A 16,880-nucleotide genomic window follows, 5' to 3' on the forward strand; every position below is an offset into this window, starting at 1 on the left:
CCAAGATGGTAATTTCAATTGAAAATAAATTAGAAGATATAATAAAGGTACCTCATTTATTTGAAATTATATTAAATGAAGATATCAACCAGACAATCTTTGAAGAATTTGATATCAACCAGACAAAAAGAACTTTAGGAAATTATAGGCATCAATTGGTTACAGTGATTTCTGTACGGAAGGAAATGGATGGCTACTACGGTCTTTTCAAGCATCATGGAGATATTGTCGGATGGACCAGGATATCAGAGTCCATCTATGTATATCCTAAAAAGTTGGAATCAGTGAAAGTCAATCTTGAAACTTTCAAGACGCATCCGTTCAATAGGGAAATCGGTATCAACAGAGATATGGTTCTTGCACTTAAGGATAGGCTGCTTACTTCGAAATCTTTTGTAGAAGTAGGTGGAGAGAAGCTTGAAATGCTTTTCAGAAAAGGAAAACTCCAAGGTTATGTTCGCACGAGCGATTTATATAAAGGTGTTGAAATGGATGAACCTTATTATGTTGATCCTGATAGTAACAGGTACAGAGACTCCAACTTTGATATAGAGCTGCCGATCAGAGAAGAAGGTTTCACTGCACATATCAGGATGTATTTTCCAGACATGGATATTGTAAAGCTGCAACAGGGGAACCGATCCTTTTGGATGTCTGCCCATGAAGTCGATTACGACTTCGATTCAGAAACTCTGCAGGCACCAGCGGTCACTGAGGATGCCAAGCAATATTTTATGGAGGAACGTGCAAGAGTCAAATCCATTATGGATGCTCTGCTGAGAAGGCAGATTCAACTGGAAAACGATAGTGAACGCTATAAGAACAGACTTGAACGTATTGAAATCAGATATAAAAATCTGAAGGAATCCAAACTTGGCAAATTGCAGGTTGGCATATGGGAACGTATGAAGAGGAGGCGTAAGTGATGTCTGATTCCGTTATTAATAGGAACGGAGATGTACAGCCGGAAATCAGGAACCTGGATGAAATGAATAAATCTGAAAGACTTAAGCATTATGTAAAAATGCTTGATAAAGATTACTTGCAGACGATTGAACATCTGAGCAATGAGAAGATGTACAACTCACAGCATAGGTACTATGAGAAGTTTGATGCGATGGGCAAAGTGGACTTCCTGGAAGAAATATCACCTGTCTTCAGTAAACAAAAGAACAGCAATGGTTCCAGATACTTCAGCAAACTGGATCTTGACGTTGGCATCATATGCGATGAATTTCTTTATCATTCCTATAAGGATGCAGCAAGGCTTCATTACATCAATGCTGACGGAGATGGTTTGACCAGGAAACTGGATTTCCTTATTGTTGCGACATCATGGAAAGGAATTGATGGCAGCTGGGAGCAAGTCGCTTCGCCGAGAAGTGATAAGCGCCAGACTCTGATGGCATTGATTGCAAACGCACAGGAACTTGATATCCCTGTCGCCTTCTATTCAAAAGAAGACCCCGTCAATTACCATCTTTTCAAAGATATTGCCAAAGTATGCGATGTAGTCTACACTTCTGCGGCAGAGATGGTTGAAACGTATAAAACCTATTGTGAACATGAGAACGTGCATGTAATGGAGTTCGGAGTCAACCCGGAATATCATAACCCCATCAGTTCAAGAATATCTGAAGCGGTTGATAATGATAACCACGTCATTTTTGCAGGCAGCTGGACTGAAAAGTATCCAGTCAGAAACAAGGAGTCCGCCCAGATGTTTGATGGTATTCTGGAAAATGGATATGATCTGACCATTATCGATCGAAATTTGAACTTGAAACGCTCCAGATACCAATTCCCATCACGATACATCGGGAACCTGACCTACCCGATGCAGCATGATGATCTTATGAGGACACACAGGCTATTCCGCTGGGCGATCAACGTCAACTCCGTAAAATACTCCGAAACGATGTTCGCGAACCGTGTATATGAATTGCAGGCCATGGGGAACCTGCTACTGACGAATTACAGTGTCGGAGTCAATAACAAGTTTCCCAACCTGCTGATGGTCAACACTAAAGAAGATGTCGGTCCGATGATCAGAAATCATCTCGAAGTGGACTATGAGGATATGCGATCCAAAGGAATCCGCCAAGTGATGCTGAATGATACTGCTTATGACAGGATCAGGCAGTTTGCAGAACAATTCGATATTGAATCCAATATCCAGGAGAAGAGCATACTGGTTATTACGGATGCACTGTCTGATAAGGTGCAGGAAAGCTTCAACAGGCAGATGTACACAAATAAAACACTCATGGTACAAAAAGAAGTCGATGAAGATACTCTGGCAGGATTTGATTTTGTTGCTTTCTTCAGTGATGTACATCTGTATGAAGAGTACTACCTGGAAGATCTGATGTCGGCATTTGTGTATACGGACTCGGATTTCGTAACCAAAGCACATCAAGGACATCATGATTATACAAATTCCTTCTCGGATAAATCACTCACGATGTTCGATGCCAAAATACTGGACAGTGACCTGGAACCCATGCAGAAATCAGGGTACGTGCTGACAATGTCTGAGATTGGTGCATACCGTTCTGAACCTGATACCACTGCTGAAAAGCTCGTCTCGGTCATTGTTCCAATTCACAATAACGGTCGCTACCTGGAAGATAAATGCTTCAGAAGCCTTACGCGCTCTTCCATCTTTGATAATATGGAAATCATATTCGTTAACGACGGTAGTACGGACGAAGAAACAATCAAAATCATCCATCGATTAAGAAGACGTTATCCGGATATCGTATATTACGAGTTCCCGGAAGGTTCAGGTAGTGCTTCCAGGCCGAGAAACAAGGGAGCTGAACTGGTTTCCACTAGATATATGACTTATCTGGATCCAGATAATGAAGCGACTGGCGACGGATACGCTGATCTGCTGAACCAGCTGCAGGAAAATCCGGAAGTGGATATGGTAGTTGGTAATATCATCAAGGAAGATAACAAGCGTCGAGCAGTATTCCAGTATTCCCAGACAGTCAGAAAGTATAATAATAAGAACAACTATATAGAGGATACGCACGACTTCATGAAGGAAAGTGGCCTGAGGGCGCAAAGTATCCAGGCAGTCATTATTAAGACGGATGTCGTCAGAAGAAATAACATTCAGATGGTCGAAGGTGCTGCGGGTCAAGATACAGTATTCTTCCAGGAACTCATGCTCAATTCAAATAGTGCTTTGGCTGTCGATACTTTCGTCCATGTATACTACGCGGCAGTGAGCGGCTCAGTGACGAATACAATCGGTAAGAAATTCTTTGACAAATACTATAAACTTGAAATTGAACGCATCCCATTCCTGAAAAAACACAACCTTCTTGAAACCTATATGCATGGCCGTTTCAATTTCTATGTAAAAGGCTGGTATCTGGCGCGTATCGACCGTATCGTCCCTGAAGAGAGACATGAAGCGATCACTCGATTCCTGGACATCTATTCTCTTTATGAGGAATATGATAAGACGATAGATAATGACCTGAAAGAAACAATTGAAGAACTGAAACAAGAAGTGAATTATGGCAGAGGGTGAGTAGATGACTCGATTGAACAGGCTCATGCAATTAAGAAGGCTCAAGCAGATGGTGAAAGCACTGTCTTCAAGTAAGGAGAATGTAACCCCCCATCTCTTTTCCAACAACAGTGGGTTGAACTTTACCAGAAATATAGGCGAGAAAGATGTAATTCGTCTGCTCAAGTATGATAAGCACACAAAGAAAAATGCAGACCTTGCACTAAAGGATATCATCGTTCCATTTCCGAACTTTGAAGAGGTGGACTTTTCCAAGGGATACGATTGGCAGGTGGACAAGAGTGATAGATTCGGTCCAAGCTACCAGCTTTACTTGCAATCATTGCGTATTGTCAGCAGCCTTCTTATTGAGTTTGAACGGAGCAGCAAAATCCAGTACTTGGAAAAAGCACAGCAGATCATTGAATCCTGGATGGATTTTATGGATACGGAACCGGAAAACGATATGATATGGTATGACCATCCGTCAGCAAATAGAGCACAGAACATCATTCATTTCCTCTATTTGGCAAAAGATCGTCTCGAAATAGACGAACAAAGGTACTACAATGTACTGGTCAGACATGCTGAATTCATGAGCAATCCTACTGAATACAAGTATAATAACCATTCACTGATGATGGACCGCTCATTGATGATAGTCGGAAGAATACTCGGCAGAATTGATCTTTTCAATGTAGGGTACTATCGTGCCATAGATACATTCTGGTATAGTTTCAGTGCTAAAGGAGTCCACTTGGAGAACTCCCCTGATTACCATGTCATGGTCAGAAAGATGTATATTGAGATGGAAGAATATCTGAAAGGCTACGGCTATTCATTTGGCAAGAATATCAATGGTTATATTGAAATGTCGAAAGAGTATCTTGATATAGTTTCAAGACCGAATGGTCTCCTGCCACCACTTGGTGATTCCGGCAACAGCAGGGGGACAAGACAGAAAGTTTATCGAAATTTCTTCGACTATGAAGCAGGTATAGGCGTATTGCAGTACGAAAAACCAACGCCTGTATACGTCTCTTTTGTTGCAGGCTTTTCAACGAATACTCATAAACACTATGACGATCTAAGTATCACTTTGAATTATGGGGGAGAAGATGTTCTTGTGGACTCCGGCAAGTTCAGCTACAGCCGTGATCCGATCCGCACCTACATGCTCTCAGCTAAAGCACATAGTACATTGTACTTTGAAAATGAGAACTATATAAAAGAGCATGATAATAGATTTACACATCTTGTAGAGATGACAGGATTTTATGATGCAGCAGACTACACCATCATCAAGGGAAGAAATAGGGGATTTGAACAATCCGAACTCGGGCGTACCGTTATTCTTCTGAAACGGTACCCGATTGTCATCCTGCTAGATGAGGCAAGCACTGATGATGAAGTTTTTCAGAATTTCAACCTGCACCAGGATGTCGAGCTTATTGAATACAATATTGGACATTCTGTTGTTAGATTGCCATCAGGGCATCTGGTTTCTTTCAGCCAGATGGGCCAGGTGGATGGACTTGTAAATGTAGAATCTTCTACAGCCAAACCAGCTTCCGCTGTGAATACTGTAGGTTTCGGGAAAACCACACCGACACATCAGATGCGGTTCAAGATAACCAATCTGAAAGATAAGATATACGCATTTCAAACTTTGATCAATATGAATCAGAATCTCAAAATCAGCCATTTTAAAGTTGAAAATGAGAGGCTTCAAATGATCATAGATGATGAGGAGATCATGATTACTCTTTAAAGGTAATTTCTATTATAGATATTTAGAAGTTGGTATGGTGAACTTATGAAAAAAGTAACGATGTTCGTTTGGAATCATTTCACAAATGATGCCAGGGTGATGAGAGAAGGTATGGCACTTAGTCAGAATAACTATGATATCAATCTCATTGCCATCGAGAATAAAAAAGATGCTCTGGCCCCTCGATATGAAGTGATCAATGACAGGTTTAGAGTACATCGGGTACCAATGTATCCTTGGCTTCTCGAACTTTATCAGAACAATAAAAAAGCATTCATTTTCAGTGTTGCAGGAGCTACGACTGTTGTTGCCCCTGTGCTTTTCTATAAATCCTGGGTATTGCTTTCCAGTTATTTCATTATCCTGGCTGCTGCATACACAAGTGTGAAGAACAATGCAGTCAGACGAAATATGATCAAAGTGATTCGTAGCTTCAAAATGATTATTCAGGGATATAAGCATGCAGCTGATATATATCATTCTCATGATCTGAACACTTTGACACAAGGCGTAATCTGTTCAAAGTTAAGGGTGAATCGCAAGAAGCTCATATATGATTCGCATGAAGTACAGACCGACCGAACAGGATATAATCCAAGGTTCGCAAGTATATGGGAAGGTTGCCTGCTGAAATTCGTAGATGAGACAATCGTAGAAAATCATACGCGTGCCAAACACCATGATGCGATCTATGGCAATTATCCTGAAACCTTATATAACTATTCGGCATACTGTGATATTGATGATACAGCTGATCTTGATCTCCGTGATCAGCTTTCTCTGCCTTCTGATGAAAAAATTCTTCTCTATCAAGGTGGCTTGCAGTCTGGCAGAGGGTTGGAATTGCTTATAAAGATGATGCATCAAGTAAAAGAAGGTACATTGGTATTCATCGGAGATGGCAGGCTTAAAGATGCATTGATGGAGCAGGCTGCCGAGGAAGATTTGGAGAGTAGGATCAAGTTTTTCGGTAAAGCCGATCTGAGTGATCTTCCATCGTATACAAAAGAGGCCTATTTGGGATTCCAGGTACTGCAAAATACGAGCTTCAATCACTACTCAGCATCATCCAATAAACTGTTCGAGTATATTATGGCACATGTGCCAGTAGTCAGTTGTGATTTCCCTGAAATCAAGAAGGTTGTCCAGGGTGAGGAGCTTGGTATTGCCATTGATGCTTCAAACGTAGATGCTTTGGCTGGGGCAGTCAACACGTTGCTGGATGATGAAGGCCTTCGCAACCAGTATAGCGACAATTGCAAGCAAGCAAAGCTTAAGTACAACTGGAATAACGAACAGAAAAAACTGCTCAGGATATATGAGAATCTTTAAGGAATATTTGAAGGAAGGTCATCGAAATGACTTATAAAGTTAAAGTTGAAAATGTTTCCAAAGTATACGATCTGAATCGAAGCAGGATAGCCAAACTGCTTTCCTTGTTTACTATGGGGCACTTCTACAAAGAAAAACCATACTATGCGCTCAGAAATATCAACTTTGAGGTACAGCCAGGTGATTCCGTAGGTATCATCGGTTTGAATGGTTCAGGAAAATCCACTCTGTCTGATCTTCTTGGAGAGGTGACAGTACCAACGAGCGGCAGAATCAGAATCAATGGCAGGAGTTCACTGATTGCCATCAGTGCCGGACTCAACCAGGATCTCTCGGGTGAAGAAAACATCCGTATGAAGTGTCTGATGCATGGGCTTTCAGAAGCAACCATCAATGAGCGCTATGAGGATATCGTCAATTTCAGTGAACTGGGCGATTTCATACAGCAACCGATCAAATCCTACTCCAGCGGTATGCGGTCGAGACTGGGATTCGCAATTGCAATCCACACAGATCCTGATGTTCTGATTGTTGACGAAGCATTATCAGTTGGAGATGAGACTTTCTCTAACAAGTGTATTGAACGTATGAAGCAGTTTCAGAAAGAGGGAAAAACCATCTTTTTCGTTTCGCATTCTGCAAAACAAGTCGCAAGGATGTGCAACAAAGCAATATGGATCCATTATGGCGAAACAAAAGACTATGGCGAGTGTACACCGATAGTCAATGAGTATGCGAGATTCATCAATGATTTCAATGCAATGACTAAAGAAGAGCAGCTTCAATATAAGGATAAGATGATTAAACAGCAGCAAGAAAAAGGAAGAAATGAAGCTGTTGTAAAAAAATACAGACGTCCTCTATTAAGATATATTCCTGCTTTTGCCTTGTTGGGAATTTATATATACAGCTTTTTGGCTCAGCTCAATTTTCTTTGATATTCTTTTGTAAAGGAGCCCTGCCATGAAATATCTAAAACACGTGTATCCGGCATCTTATCTGCTTGCACCGTCCAGTTATAATGTAGAGCACCTGAAAGAGCACCAGAAGTGCAGTATCGGACACTATTCAATGTATTATTCCGACCATGTATACGTTAACCGTTATGGCACTTCAACTGGCGAAGCATTGCTGATCGGGTATTGCTTTGATACGAGAAATGCTCAAAAATCCCAGCATGAAGTGGTGGAAATGCTTCTATCAAGCTCAACGCTTATAGATGAACTTGAGTACATCAATGGAAGATATATTCTTCTGATCAATAGAGAGTCCGGGATATTCATCTATTCTGATGCATCGCAACTTCAACCGCTTTGTTATCATGGACCGACAGGTACATTTGCCTCACATGATAGACTGCTTGCCGAATCACTTGGAGAGAATGGAATTTCTGTCTCAAAAAGACCAGGAAGTCTTCACACGGAGCTTGATTTTACAAGATTTGAAGAAATCTTTAAAGTGAACCCAAGTCTGGAAATCAAAGTGGATGATATGAGTTTCAGAAGAATCTATCCAAGAACCCAATTGGAAAGAGTGTCTGTTGAAGAAACTTTTGAAGCTTCCCGTCCCTATCTTGAAGAAAGCCGGAAGTGGATCAGGGAAAGGGGACAAGATATTTTCCTGACATTGACTGCAGGGATTGACTCCAGAGTATCTGCATCGCTTACAAGAGATTTTCACGAAAGTGTGGAGTATCTCACTTACTTTACGCCACGCAAGTTTCTGGCTACCCCAATGGCTAAAGAGATACACAGAATAGACCAGAGCATAGCAGAGCAGATGAAAAATAATATGGGCTGGAATCATTCAATCGTCAACTTAAGTGATTATAAGCCGGATAAGCAAGTTGCTTCGATACTCGAGGAACGGTTCAATTCAAGGCATGCTTATGGTTTGATCAACTATTATAGAGATGAAAAGGGATATAAGCATGCGCTCCATATCAAGTCCACAGTTTTTGGCATGGGCAAAGCGGATTTCAAAAAGAGTTTGGATCAGAGTGAAGAGACGCTTGATTTCTATAAGAAATGTGTACATGGTCTACCTAAAAACTTCGAAAAAAACTATGATGTCGAACATGAAATAGAAAATTATTTCAAAAGAAACCTTGTAGAAGCGAACGTTACAAAAGGCAGACATTACTTTGACCTTTTCCACCTGGAATCCAGAATGGGTAACTGGCATAGTACTTTAACATTGGAAACAGATCCGGAAGTGGATGAATTTATCTTTATGAATACCAGAAAGATGATTGATTTGATGCAGCAACCTGGATTGAGAGAAAGAAGAAACTTTGAATTCTACAAAACAATCATCAATCACTTCTGGCCGGTTCTGCTGCATTTCGGTATCAACCAGGAAAAAAATGCATATGAACGTGCTCGGGATAAGGGGATGGACGACCAGCGTTCAATAGCAATCGAAGGCCTTGTGATTCATACTGATGAAAGTATGGAAATCAAACATTCTGAAGGAAATAAATATCACATCAGACCTGGGGATAACCGAACAAAAGCAGAAAACATCAATTATTTTACAATGAGAAGCAGTAATGAAATGCCAGTAAAGGTATCAGTGAAGGGTTTGTATAGCAATCCAAAAGGCAAAGGCATCATAAAGGTGATTATCAGAAGTGTTGATACACATGATGTCTATGACATGACAAGTTTGAATGAACCATTAATGCTGGAGGTCGGTCCATCTTCTTACACAGTAATGGTACTCTATAATAGAGACTATGATAAGAAGTCGTGGCAAGAAGCAGGTAAATTGGAAATAGAAAGATTATAGAGAAATACATTTTCGCATTTTAAATAAGATATTCAATCCATATGAATATCTATCATGTGAGGTAGACGATGAAATATACGATTGATGATATAGACCAGCTCGACGCATTGGAATGGAAATATGATGAGCAGATTCACATTGTTTTCGACAGCGGCATGATGCAATACAATTTTCTAGTGTATCTGAAAGAACAATATGAAAACTTTCTGGTGCTATCCAACGGAGCGGTCGACATTACGAAAAAGACACCGCCCGTTTTCATGAGGAGTAAATGGATAGAAGACCTGCCATGTTCTCTGGTTTTCCTTGATGATCCAACCATTCATGATATCGGTATGAAACTTGGTTGGGGACAGGGAAGACAAGAAGAATTTGCATTGGAAGTGTATGACATGATCATAAAGAAGATTGCAGCATTACACAGTGTTGAGACAGATCATATATACTATTATGGTTCTTCTGCTGGTGGGTTCATGTCCATGGTTCTTGCTTCAATGCATAAAGGCACAAAAGCAATTGTAAACAACCCCCAGACAGATGTAAAAAGGTATCACGAACCTCTCTCGAAACCTCTCATTGAAGAGATATATGGCAGTATTGAAGCAGCTTATGATCAATATGTCCATCGCTTAAGAGTAGCAGATGCATTTGAACATTATGGGAATACTCCCGAGGTACACTACTGTCAGAACAGATTGTGTGTCTCAGATATGAAGCGGCACTATACTCCCTTCCTTGCTGACATGAGTACAAGGAAACTTGGTCTGGGACAGCTGCAACTTTATTTATATCATGACAAGAAAGCCGGGCATAATCCGCTTGGCAAAGAAAGAACGATTCATTTAATCAAAAGTGTTTTTCTTCAATATCAAGATGAGCAGTAGGAAAACTCTGCAGATGAGAGGGGAATCTGATTTTGAAAAGTAAAGATTTACTTTATGTATATGAAACGATACCTTACCAGCAGAAAAATATCTATCCATCGGATCTCAATACCAACACGATACTTCAAGTGGACGATGCCATGAAGAAGTATGGGTTTGAAAATAAAGTGAAGAAACTGAAGACGGGCCACTTTGCTATTGATATGAAAAGGGAAGATGGCAGTAGAATTGCTACTTTGAAAAATCCGATCTATCCGACGAATTCACAGGCAGGACGTAAGATTGCAATTGATAAATACAAGACTGAAAATTTTCTGAGCAAAGCGGGTCTCCGTACAACAAAATCCAAAGTATATACGTCTGATGAAATGGATAGAGCCAGGAATGAAGCTTACAGTAGTGGAGCTGAAGGTGTAGTGATCAAACCTTTGGATATGTCGCTTGGCAAAGGTGTATTTGTCAATGTTGCTGAAGATGATTTTGATTTCTACTGGAAAGAATGCACTGCAGTAATGGCTAAAACAAGCAGGGAAACGTATCATATAATGGTGCAGGAGTTCATGGAAGGGTTTGAGGTCCGTGCAACAATTATTGAAGGCAACCTCATCTCTGTAGTTGCCAGAGTGCCAGCTTTTGTAAAAGGCGATGGTGCAAAATCCATAGATGTCCTCATTGATGAGAAGAACGAATCCAGAAAGGAATGTGGGTATTTAAGTAAACACCAGATCAAGAAGAGCGATTCAGTTAAAACTTTTCTTAAAAATTCCGGGCTTACCTTGGACAGTATTCCTGAGAAGGATGAGTATATACTTTTGATCTCCGTATCGAACACTTCTCTTGGTGGAGAAGTGATAGAGATAACAGAATTGGTGAGTAAAGAAATAAAAGAACTGGCTTTGAATGCTTTAGCTGCACTGCCGGGCATGTACTGTGGAGGCATCGACATCATGGTCAGAAACTTTGATGATACAGAACCGGGTGTCATTGAAATCAATCCATTCCCTGTACTTTCGCTGACCATGTTTCCGACATATGGCCAACCTGCGAAACCGGCTGACTACTTTGTAAATGCTTTTTATACTAAAGATGCTTTGATTAATGGATATCAGAGTAAAGCCGATTCTGATGGTGTAGATAAATATGTGCGTAACTACATGCGGTATCATGACAGGCAGCAGCGCATGTACTTGAATCAGTTTGCAACCAACAACCAGCAGTAACCTTTATTTTGCTCTATTATCAAACCAGTAGCCTATCGATCCGAGTAGCTGCTGGTTTTATATTTTGACGCTTTACTAATATAATATACATATGGAATGATCATACGAAAACATCGTTTGAGCTTTTATTTTCCAAGTCGGACGTAAAAGAACCTTGCCAGCATATAAAAAAGAAATGATGAAGGTGCATATGAAAATACTACTTGTAACTCAAAATTTTTATCCGGAAATAGGGTCGGGAGCAAATCGATTTAAGAATCTATACTTGCAATTTGCCAAAAATCATACGGTCGATGTTCTGACTACGCATCCTTCATATCCGAATCCTTCCATGTATGAAGATTGGAAATACTGGAACGAGCCTGATATCAACGACTCAAATAATATTATGAGATTGAAGATGCGAAGTGATAAGCAGGGGAGTTCGATGGTGTCTCGTCTGGTATACTATTTTGAGCTTTCCTATAAGATAAGAACCTACATTAAGGAATATCAGCAGGAATATGATGCAATCTATATAACAACTCCTAATATTTTCATCCCATGGGCTTCTCTGTTCTTTCAGAAGAAAGTTAAAAAGACGCAAAGAATCCTTGAAGTCAGGGATTTATGGCCAGATAGCGTAAAAGACATTGAAAAAATGAATATAGACAAAATATATCCGCTATTGAAGTTTTTGGAAAAACAGATGTATAAAAAAGCGGATAAGATTGTGATTAATAATGAAGGGTTCAGAGCACATATTGCCAAGATGGCACCTTTGAAACAACAACTCTTCATTCCCAATGGATTTTCACAGGAAGAAGTGGATTTCAGGCCACAACCTGATGATTTTAAAGTGATCTACACAGGAAATATCGGCTTCGCACAAAGTTATGAACAGCTAATTGAAGTGGCTGGTCTTTTGGAAAGCAAAGAAATCACCTTCAATGTTATCGGCTACGGCGTAAATGCTCACAAATTCAACAACTTTATAAAAGAAAATAATTACAAGTATGTTCATACATTTCATGAAAAGAATCGCTCGGAGTGTCTGGAAATGATTCGTACGCACAGCATCCAGCTTTCTCTTCTCAAAGAAAGTGATGTCTTTTTAAACGTGCTTCCTGGAAAAGTGGTGGACGGTATCGGTTGTGGCATCCCGGTTGTAACGAATCTTGGGGGGTATACTAACAGACTGATCAATGACTACGAGGTAGGGTTTGCAAAAGAAAAGGCGACAGCAGCAGAAATTGTTGCAGCTATTGAAGAGATTAAAAAAGATGATTTGCTGGAGAAGCGCTACAGAGAAAATTCCAGGAAACTGTTGAATGAGAAGTTCTTGTGGGAAAAGAATATGAATCGCTTGTCTCAATTCATCATGAAATAAGCATATGTTTTATAAAGTATAACGTTGGATAATAGAATAATATGGTAGAATATGCATATAGAATATTCAAATTAAATTTTATAAATTGAAGTTGCAGTATCAGCAGCAACATAGTGTCAGAGGAGATAGAGAAGAATATGAGATACCTGATAGGCGTATTATCCTATACAACATTAAAAATGAATATGAATTCCATCTCCAGATTTTTCTTACAAAGTGGTCTCACAGGAAAACTGGGCTTGAGAGAGCCGGTACTAAGTATATATCTGAGAAAATCACTTCACACTACACTAACTGACTACCTGAGCAATCTGAATATTGAAGAGAACTATAAATCCTATTTGAAAGCAATTGTTCTAAAACATGAGAAGAATTATAAGGAAGCCTCCTCATTGATTGCAAAAATTGATGATAGTAAAATCATCAATTTTAAAACGCGGTTACTGTATGACAGGAAAGCAATCAGCAGTCTCGTGGCTCTATCGAACAAAGGGGAGGATGTGCTTGCTCAGTTAACGGCAGAGCAGCAGGTCAACCTGGTCAGCTATCTGACTTCCAGGAACATGTATGATACAGTCGAACAGATGATCCAGCAGTCCGAAGCAGATAAAGAATACTTGATTCAACAGCTTGAAGCCGACAGAGAGAATGTATATTTGAAATACTCGTGGAATTCGTATGTCGAGAAAGTCTTGGAAATACATAGTCATATACCGTTAAGTGTCAAAACATATAGAAACAAGATCGATGCACAAGATAGTCAGATGAGAAACCTTGGCTACGTCCTTCTTGTGAATCACTACTATCAAAAGGAGGCCTACTTTAATACCCTGAATAACGAAGTAGTGCCTTTCTTCAAAGATAAGGTCGAGCTCTACCAATATATAGAGCCTGCTGCGCTACATACTTTCGATTTCAAAATAGATGAAGATAACACTAAAGGACTTCAACTGCAGAAAATATTAAACTACTATCATACAGAAACACACTCGAAACACATGATGAAGTCGATACTGGAACTGATTCCGGAAGTCAACCTGAACCATCAGCACCTGATGTCTTTAAGAAGAATGATTGTAGAAGGTCATTTGAATATAAGAGATAAAGGCTTCGAATCACTTTTCAAAAAGGATAGGAGGTTGCATACTATTTTCCACTATCCGAAGCTGTTTCTGGAAAATAGCGTTAAAGATGAAGTCGATTCATTTATACACCAGAATTTGCCGTTAAGAGATCGAAAGAAGATATATACCCATGTTATAAAGCAGCTGATACTGATTAAGCAGCCTATGAAGCTGCCTTCACATTTTGTCGACTACTTGGAGAGTACCCATGATAAACGTCTGGCCAACGCATATGTTCTGGCACGTCATTACTATAATGTTCCAGACCAAGAAGCAAGAGAAGAGATGATTCAAGGGCGAACGGTAGATAAGCAGTTTAAACTCCGTCTATACTTGGCGAAGTACCTCTTTCATTTCAAAATGTACGAACAGTCACTTTATGAAACGAAGCAAGCATCATTGATCAAACCGAATCATCCGGACGTAATTCGTAACTTCATAAGAAATTACCATATCATGGGCAATATCACTGAACGGTATAAGAGTGTACTGAAAATGAAAAAAAGCCATTCTGCAAGGCTTTATCAAGGTGAATATGAAATAGCAAAACATGAATACGAATTGTTCAATCACGAGTGGCAGCTTAACAAAACATACGAACCTGTAGAAGGAACGGATGATAAAAGCATATTATTTGTCCTTAATAAAGCACTGCCTGTCCTTAATGGTTATACAATACGCTCTCATGAGATGATTTCAGGTATCAGGAACAGGGGTTACAGGCCGATTGTCGCAACGCGTCTGGGGTGGTCACCAGAACATGATGGTTACAAGAAGCCCGACAAGCAAATTGGGGATATACCTACCTATTATCTTGATCGCTCTGAAAAATACTTAAGCAATAAAACACCCTTAAGTAGATACTTCAGTGTATATGCTGATGAAGTATATAAAGTGATCAAAAAAGAAAAGCCGAGTATTATCCACGCTGCATCGAACTTTCAGAATGCTTTACCTGCACTTAAAGTTGCGCAATCACTTGGTTTAAAATCCATATATGAAGTAAGGGGACTGTGGCACTATACTCAGAGCGAAAAAAATCCTGATTTTTATAGGTCTGAGAGATTTAAAATGCAAGATGATTATGAAATCATCTGTTGCAAAGTGGCTGATGAAGTGACATGCATCAGTGAAAGTCTCAAAAACTATCTGGTAGAAAAAGGTATTCCAAAAGAGAAGATCACTGTAATTCCGAATGGTGTAGACACAAACGTATTGAAACCGATACCCAAAGCAGTGGATATCATTGATAAGTATGAACTTGAAAACAGTACAGTCATCGGTTTTATCGGTTCTTTGACTAGTTATGAAGGTATAGAGTTTATATTTGAAGCAATGAAAGAAATCAATAATAGGAAAAAGAAAAAAAATTACTTCAAATTCCTTATTGTAGGAGACGGCAGCTATCGATCGAAATTGGAACAGAAAGTAAAAGAACTGGAAATTGAAGAAGATGTGATCTTTGTCGGTAGGGTTCCACGGGAAGAAGTGATTGATTTTTATTCTGTTATTGATATCGCACCATTTCCGAGAAAGAATGACCCCGTTTGTCAACTTGTCACACCAATCAAAACTTATGAAGCCATGGCAATGGAAAAGAAAGTAATTGTCAGTGATGTGGATGCTTTGAAAGAGATGGTTAAAGAAGGTGTAAATGGCAGGCTTTTTAAAGCGGAAAATGTAAATGAATTAAAAGAAACGATATTGAAAATAGCTGAAGATAAAAAAATCGGCGCCGAATCAAGAGATTGGGTAGTCAAACATAGAGAATGGAAGATACTGTTAAGTAAATTGATTCCACTCTATGAGAAAGCAAGTTAAAGGGGGAAAATAATGGAACATAAAGTTGATAAATACTTCCGGTTTATAAGAAATTTCAATGTAAGTCATCATGTATGGATATACGAATCTCAAAACAGACCGCTGTTGCAATCTATCCATTCAATAAAGAAGGTTGGTGACCTTAAGCATTATCAAAAGAAAATAGCTAGGGTACTCGCATTTAAATCTCACAAAAAAAAGAACTATTATTATCTTGAAGCAGATGGTAAAGAAATTGGATGGGCAGAACTAAAAACATCACCAGTCATCTACTCCAAACCGAAAGAGCACGTCAAGTTGAATATCGACAAGTTTATGGAAAACCAGGAGAAGCAGATTTTCATCGTTTCTAAAAATAATCTCAGTCTGATTAAAGATCAAATGCTGGATTCAAGATTTACGATGATTAAAGATGGTGTTCAGTATGAAGCGCTATTCAAAAAAAACCGACATCAAGGATGGTTTTCTTCGGATACCCTGATAAGATCGGAAAAGGCCAATATAAAAGTAAACGATTACGATAAACAACTTCAGTTATTCGAGTTCAACAACTTGACGAGTGAAGTGAAAATCGACGAGGATAAGATATTTCCAATAACTATCGTGCATATGTTTAGAGAAATTAATCTCGCAAAAGTCAAGACAGGTATGGGAAGTTTTTGGACTGATATGACTTATTTGAAATATAACCTTTCTGATATCCCAGATTATGAACCTGCCTATAATTTTGATGAAACAGTTGTTTATGATCTTATTCAAAATATTTCTGAAGAGCGTAAAATGATAATGAATCTCGTAGAAAGATTGAATAACCAATATATTAATAGTGAGGTACAGATCGAACCAGGTGATCAATTCAAATCGGAACAAGAACAATTAAAGCATATTCCTGAGATAATTGATGAAACAGAAAAAGAACAGATGTTGAAAGAAAATGAGCAATTGAAAAAGAGGAATATGGCTTTGGAACAGAAGTATAAAAATTTGAAGAACTCCACGCTGGGAAAAATGCAAACAAAATATTGGCAAATGCGTAAGTAGGT

11 protein-coding genes are annotated in these 16,880 nt (G+C 39.2%); all 11 read left to right on the forward strand.

Annotated elements, in window-relative coordinates:
- The first annotated feature begins 5 nt into the window (after window positions 1-5).
- On the forward strand, window positions 6-926 hold the full coding sequence (locus FO441_RS00885; RefSeq protein ID WP_145284448.1) for a hypothetical protein: 921 nt from the start codon (window positions 6-8) through the stop codon (window positions 924-926).
- On the forward strand, window positions 926-3,547 hold the full coding sequence (locus FO441_RS00890) for a glycosyltransferase (protein WP_246094965.1): 2,622 nt from the start codon (window positions 926-928) through the stop codon (window positions 3,545-3,547). Before FO441_RS00885 ends, FO441_RS00890 begins: the two co-directional genes overlap by 1 nt.
- Before the next feature lie 4 nt (window positions 3,548-3,551).
- Window positions 3,552-5,297: a heparinase II/III domain-containing protein gene (locus tag FO441_RS00895; RefSeq protein WP_145284450.1), complete on the forward strand. Its 1,746-nt coding sequence runs from the start codon at window positions 3,552-3,554 to the stop codon at window positions 5,295-5,297.
- A 45-nt stretch (window positions 5,298-5,342) separates the two neighbouring features.
- A complete protein-coding gene (locus tag FO441_RS00900) occupies window positions 5,343-6,629 on the forward strand; it encodes a glycosyltransferase (protein ID WP_145284453.1) in 1,287 nt (428 codons plus the stop codon).
- A 26-nt stretch (window positions 6,630-6,655) separates the two neighbouring features.
- A complete protein-coding gene (locus FO441_RS00905; protein WP_145284455.1) occupies window positions 6,656-7,567 on the forward strand; it encodes an ABC transporter ATP-binding protein in 912 nt (303 codons plus the stop codon).
- 133 nt (window positions 7,568-7,700) lie between these two features.
- Window positions 7,701-9,419 carry a hypothetical protein gene (locus FO441_RS00910; protein WP_145284458.1) on the forward strand — a complete coding sequence of 573 codons (1,719 nt, stop codon included), beginning with the start codon at window positions 7,701-7,703 and terminating at the stop codon, window positions 9,417-9,419.
- A gap of 68 nt (window positions 9,420-9,487) precedes the next feature.
- Entirely contained in the window at window positions 9,488-10,303 is an 816-nt protein-coding gene (locus tag FO441_RS00915; protein ID WP_145284461.1) for an alpha/beta hydrolase, read from the forward strand.
- A gap of 32 nt (window positions 10,304-10,335) precedes the next feature.
- Entirely contained in the window at window positions 10,336-11,523 is a 1,188-nt protein-coding gene (locus FO441_RS00920) for an ATP-grasp domain-containing protein (RefSeq protein WP_145284464.1), read from the forward strand.
- A 190-nt stretch (window positions 11,524-11,713) separates the two neighbouring features.
- Window positions 11,714-12,892, forward strand: coding sequence for a glycosyltransferase family 4 protein (locus tag FO441_RS00925; protein WP_145287262.1), 1,179 nt, complete (start codon window positions 11,714-11,716; stop codon window positions 12,890-12,892).
- Between the two features lie 137 nt (window positions 12,893-13,029).
- Complete coding sequence (locus tag FO441_RS00930; protein ID WP_145284466.1) at window positions 13,030-15,837, forward strand: glycosyltransferase family 4 protein; 2,808 nt, start codon at window positions 13,030-13,032, stop codon at window positions 15,835-15,837.
- Between the two features lie 12 nt (window positions 15,838-15,849).
- The gene (locus FO441_RS00935) at window positions 15,850-16,878 is read left to right on the forward strand and encodes an SH3-like domain-containing protein (RefSeq protein ID WP_145284469.1); all 1,029 of its coding nucleotides are present in this window, start codon (window positions 15,850-15,852) and stop codon (window positions 16,876-16,878) included.
- Window positions 16,879-16,880: the final 2 nt, after the last annotated feature.

This window comes from Salinicoccus cyprini (assembly GCF_007713705.1).
Lineage (GTDB): Bacteria > Bacillota > Bacilli > Staphylococcales > Salinicoccaceae > Salinicoccus > Salinicoccus cyprini.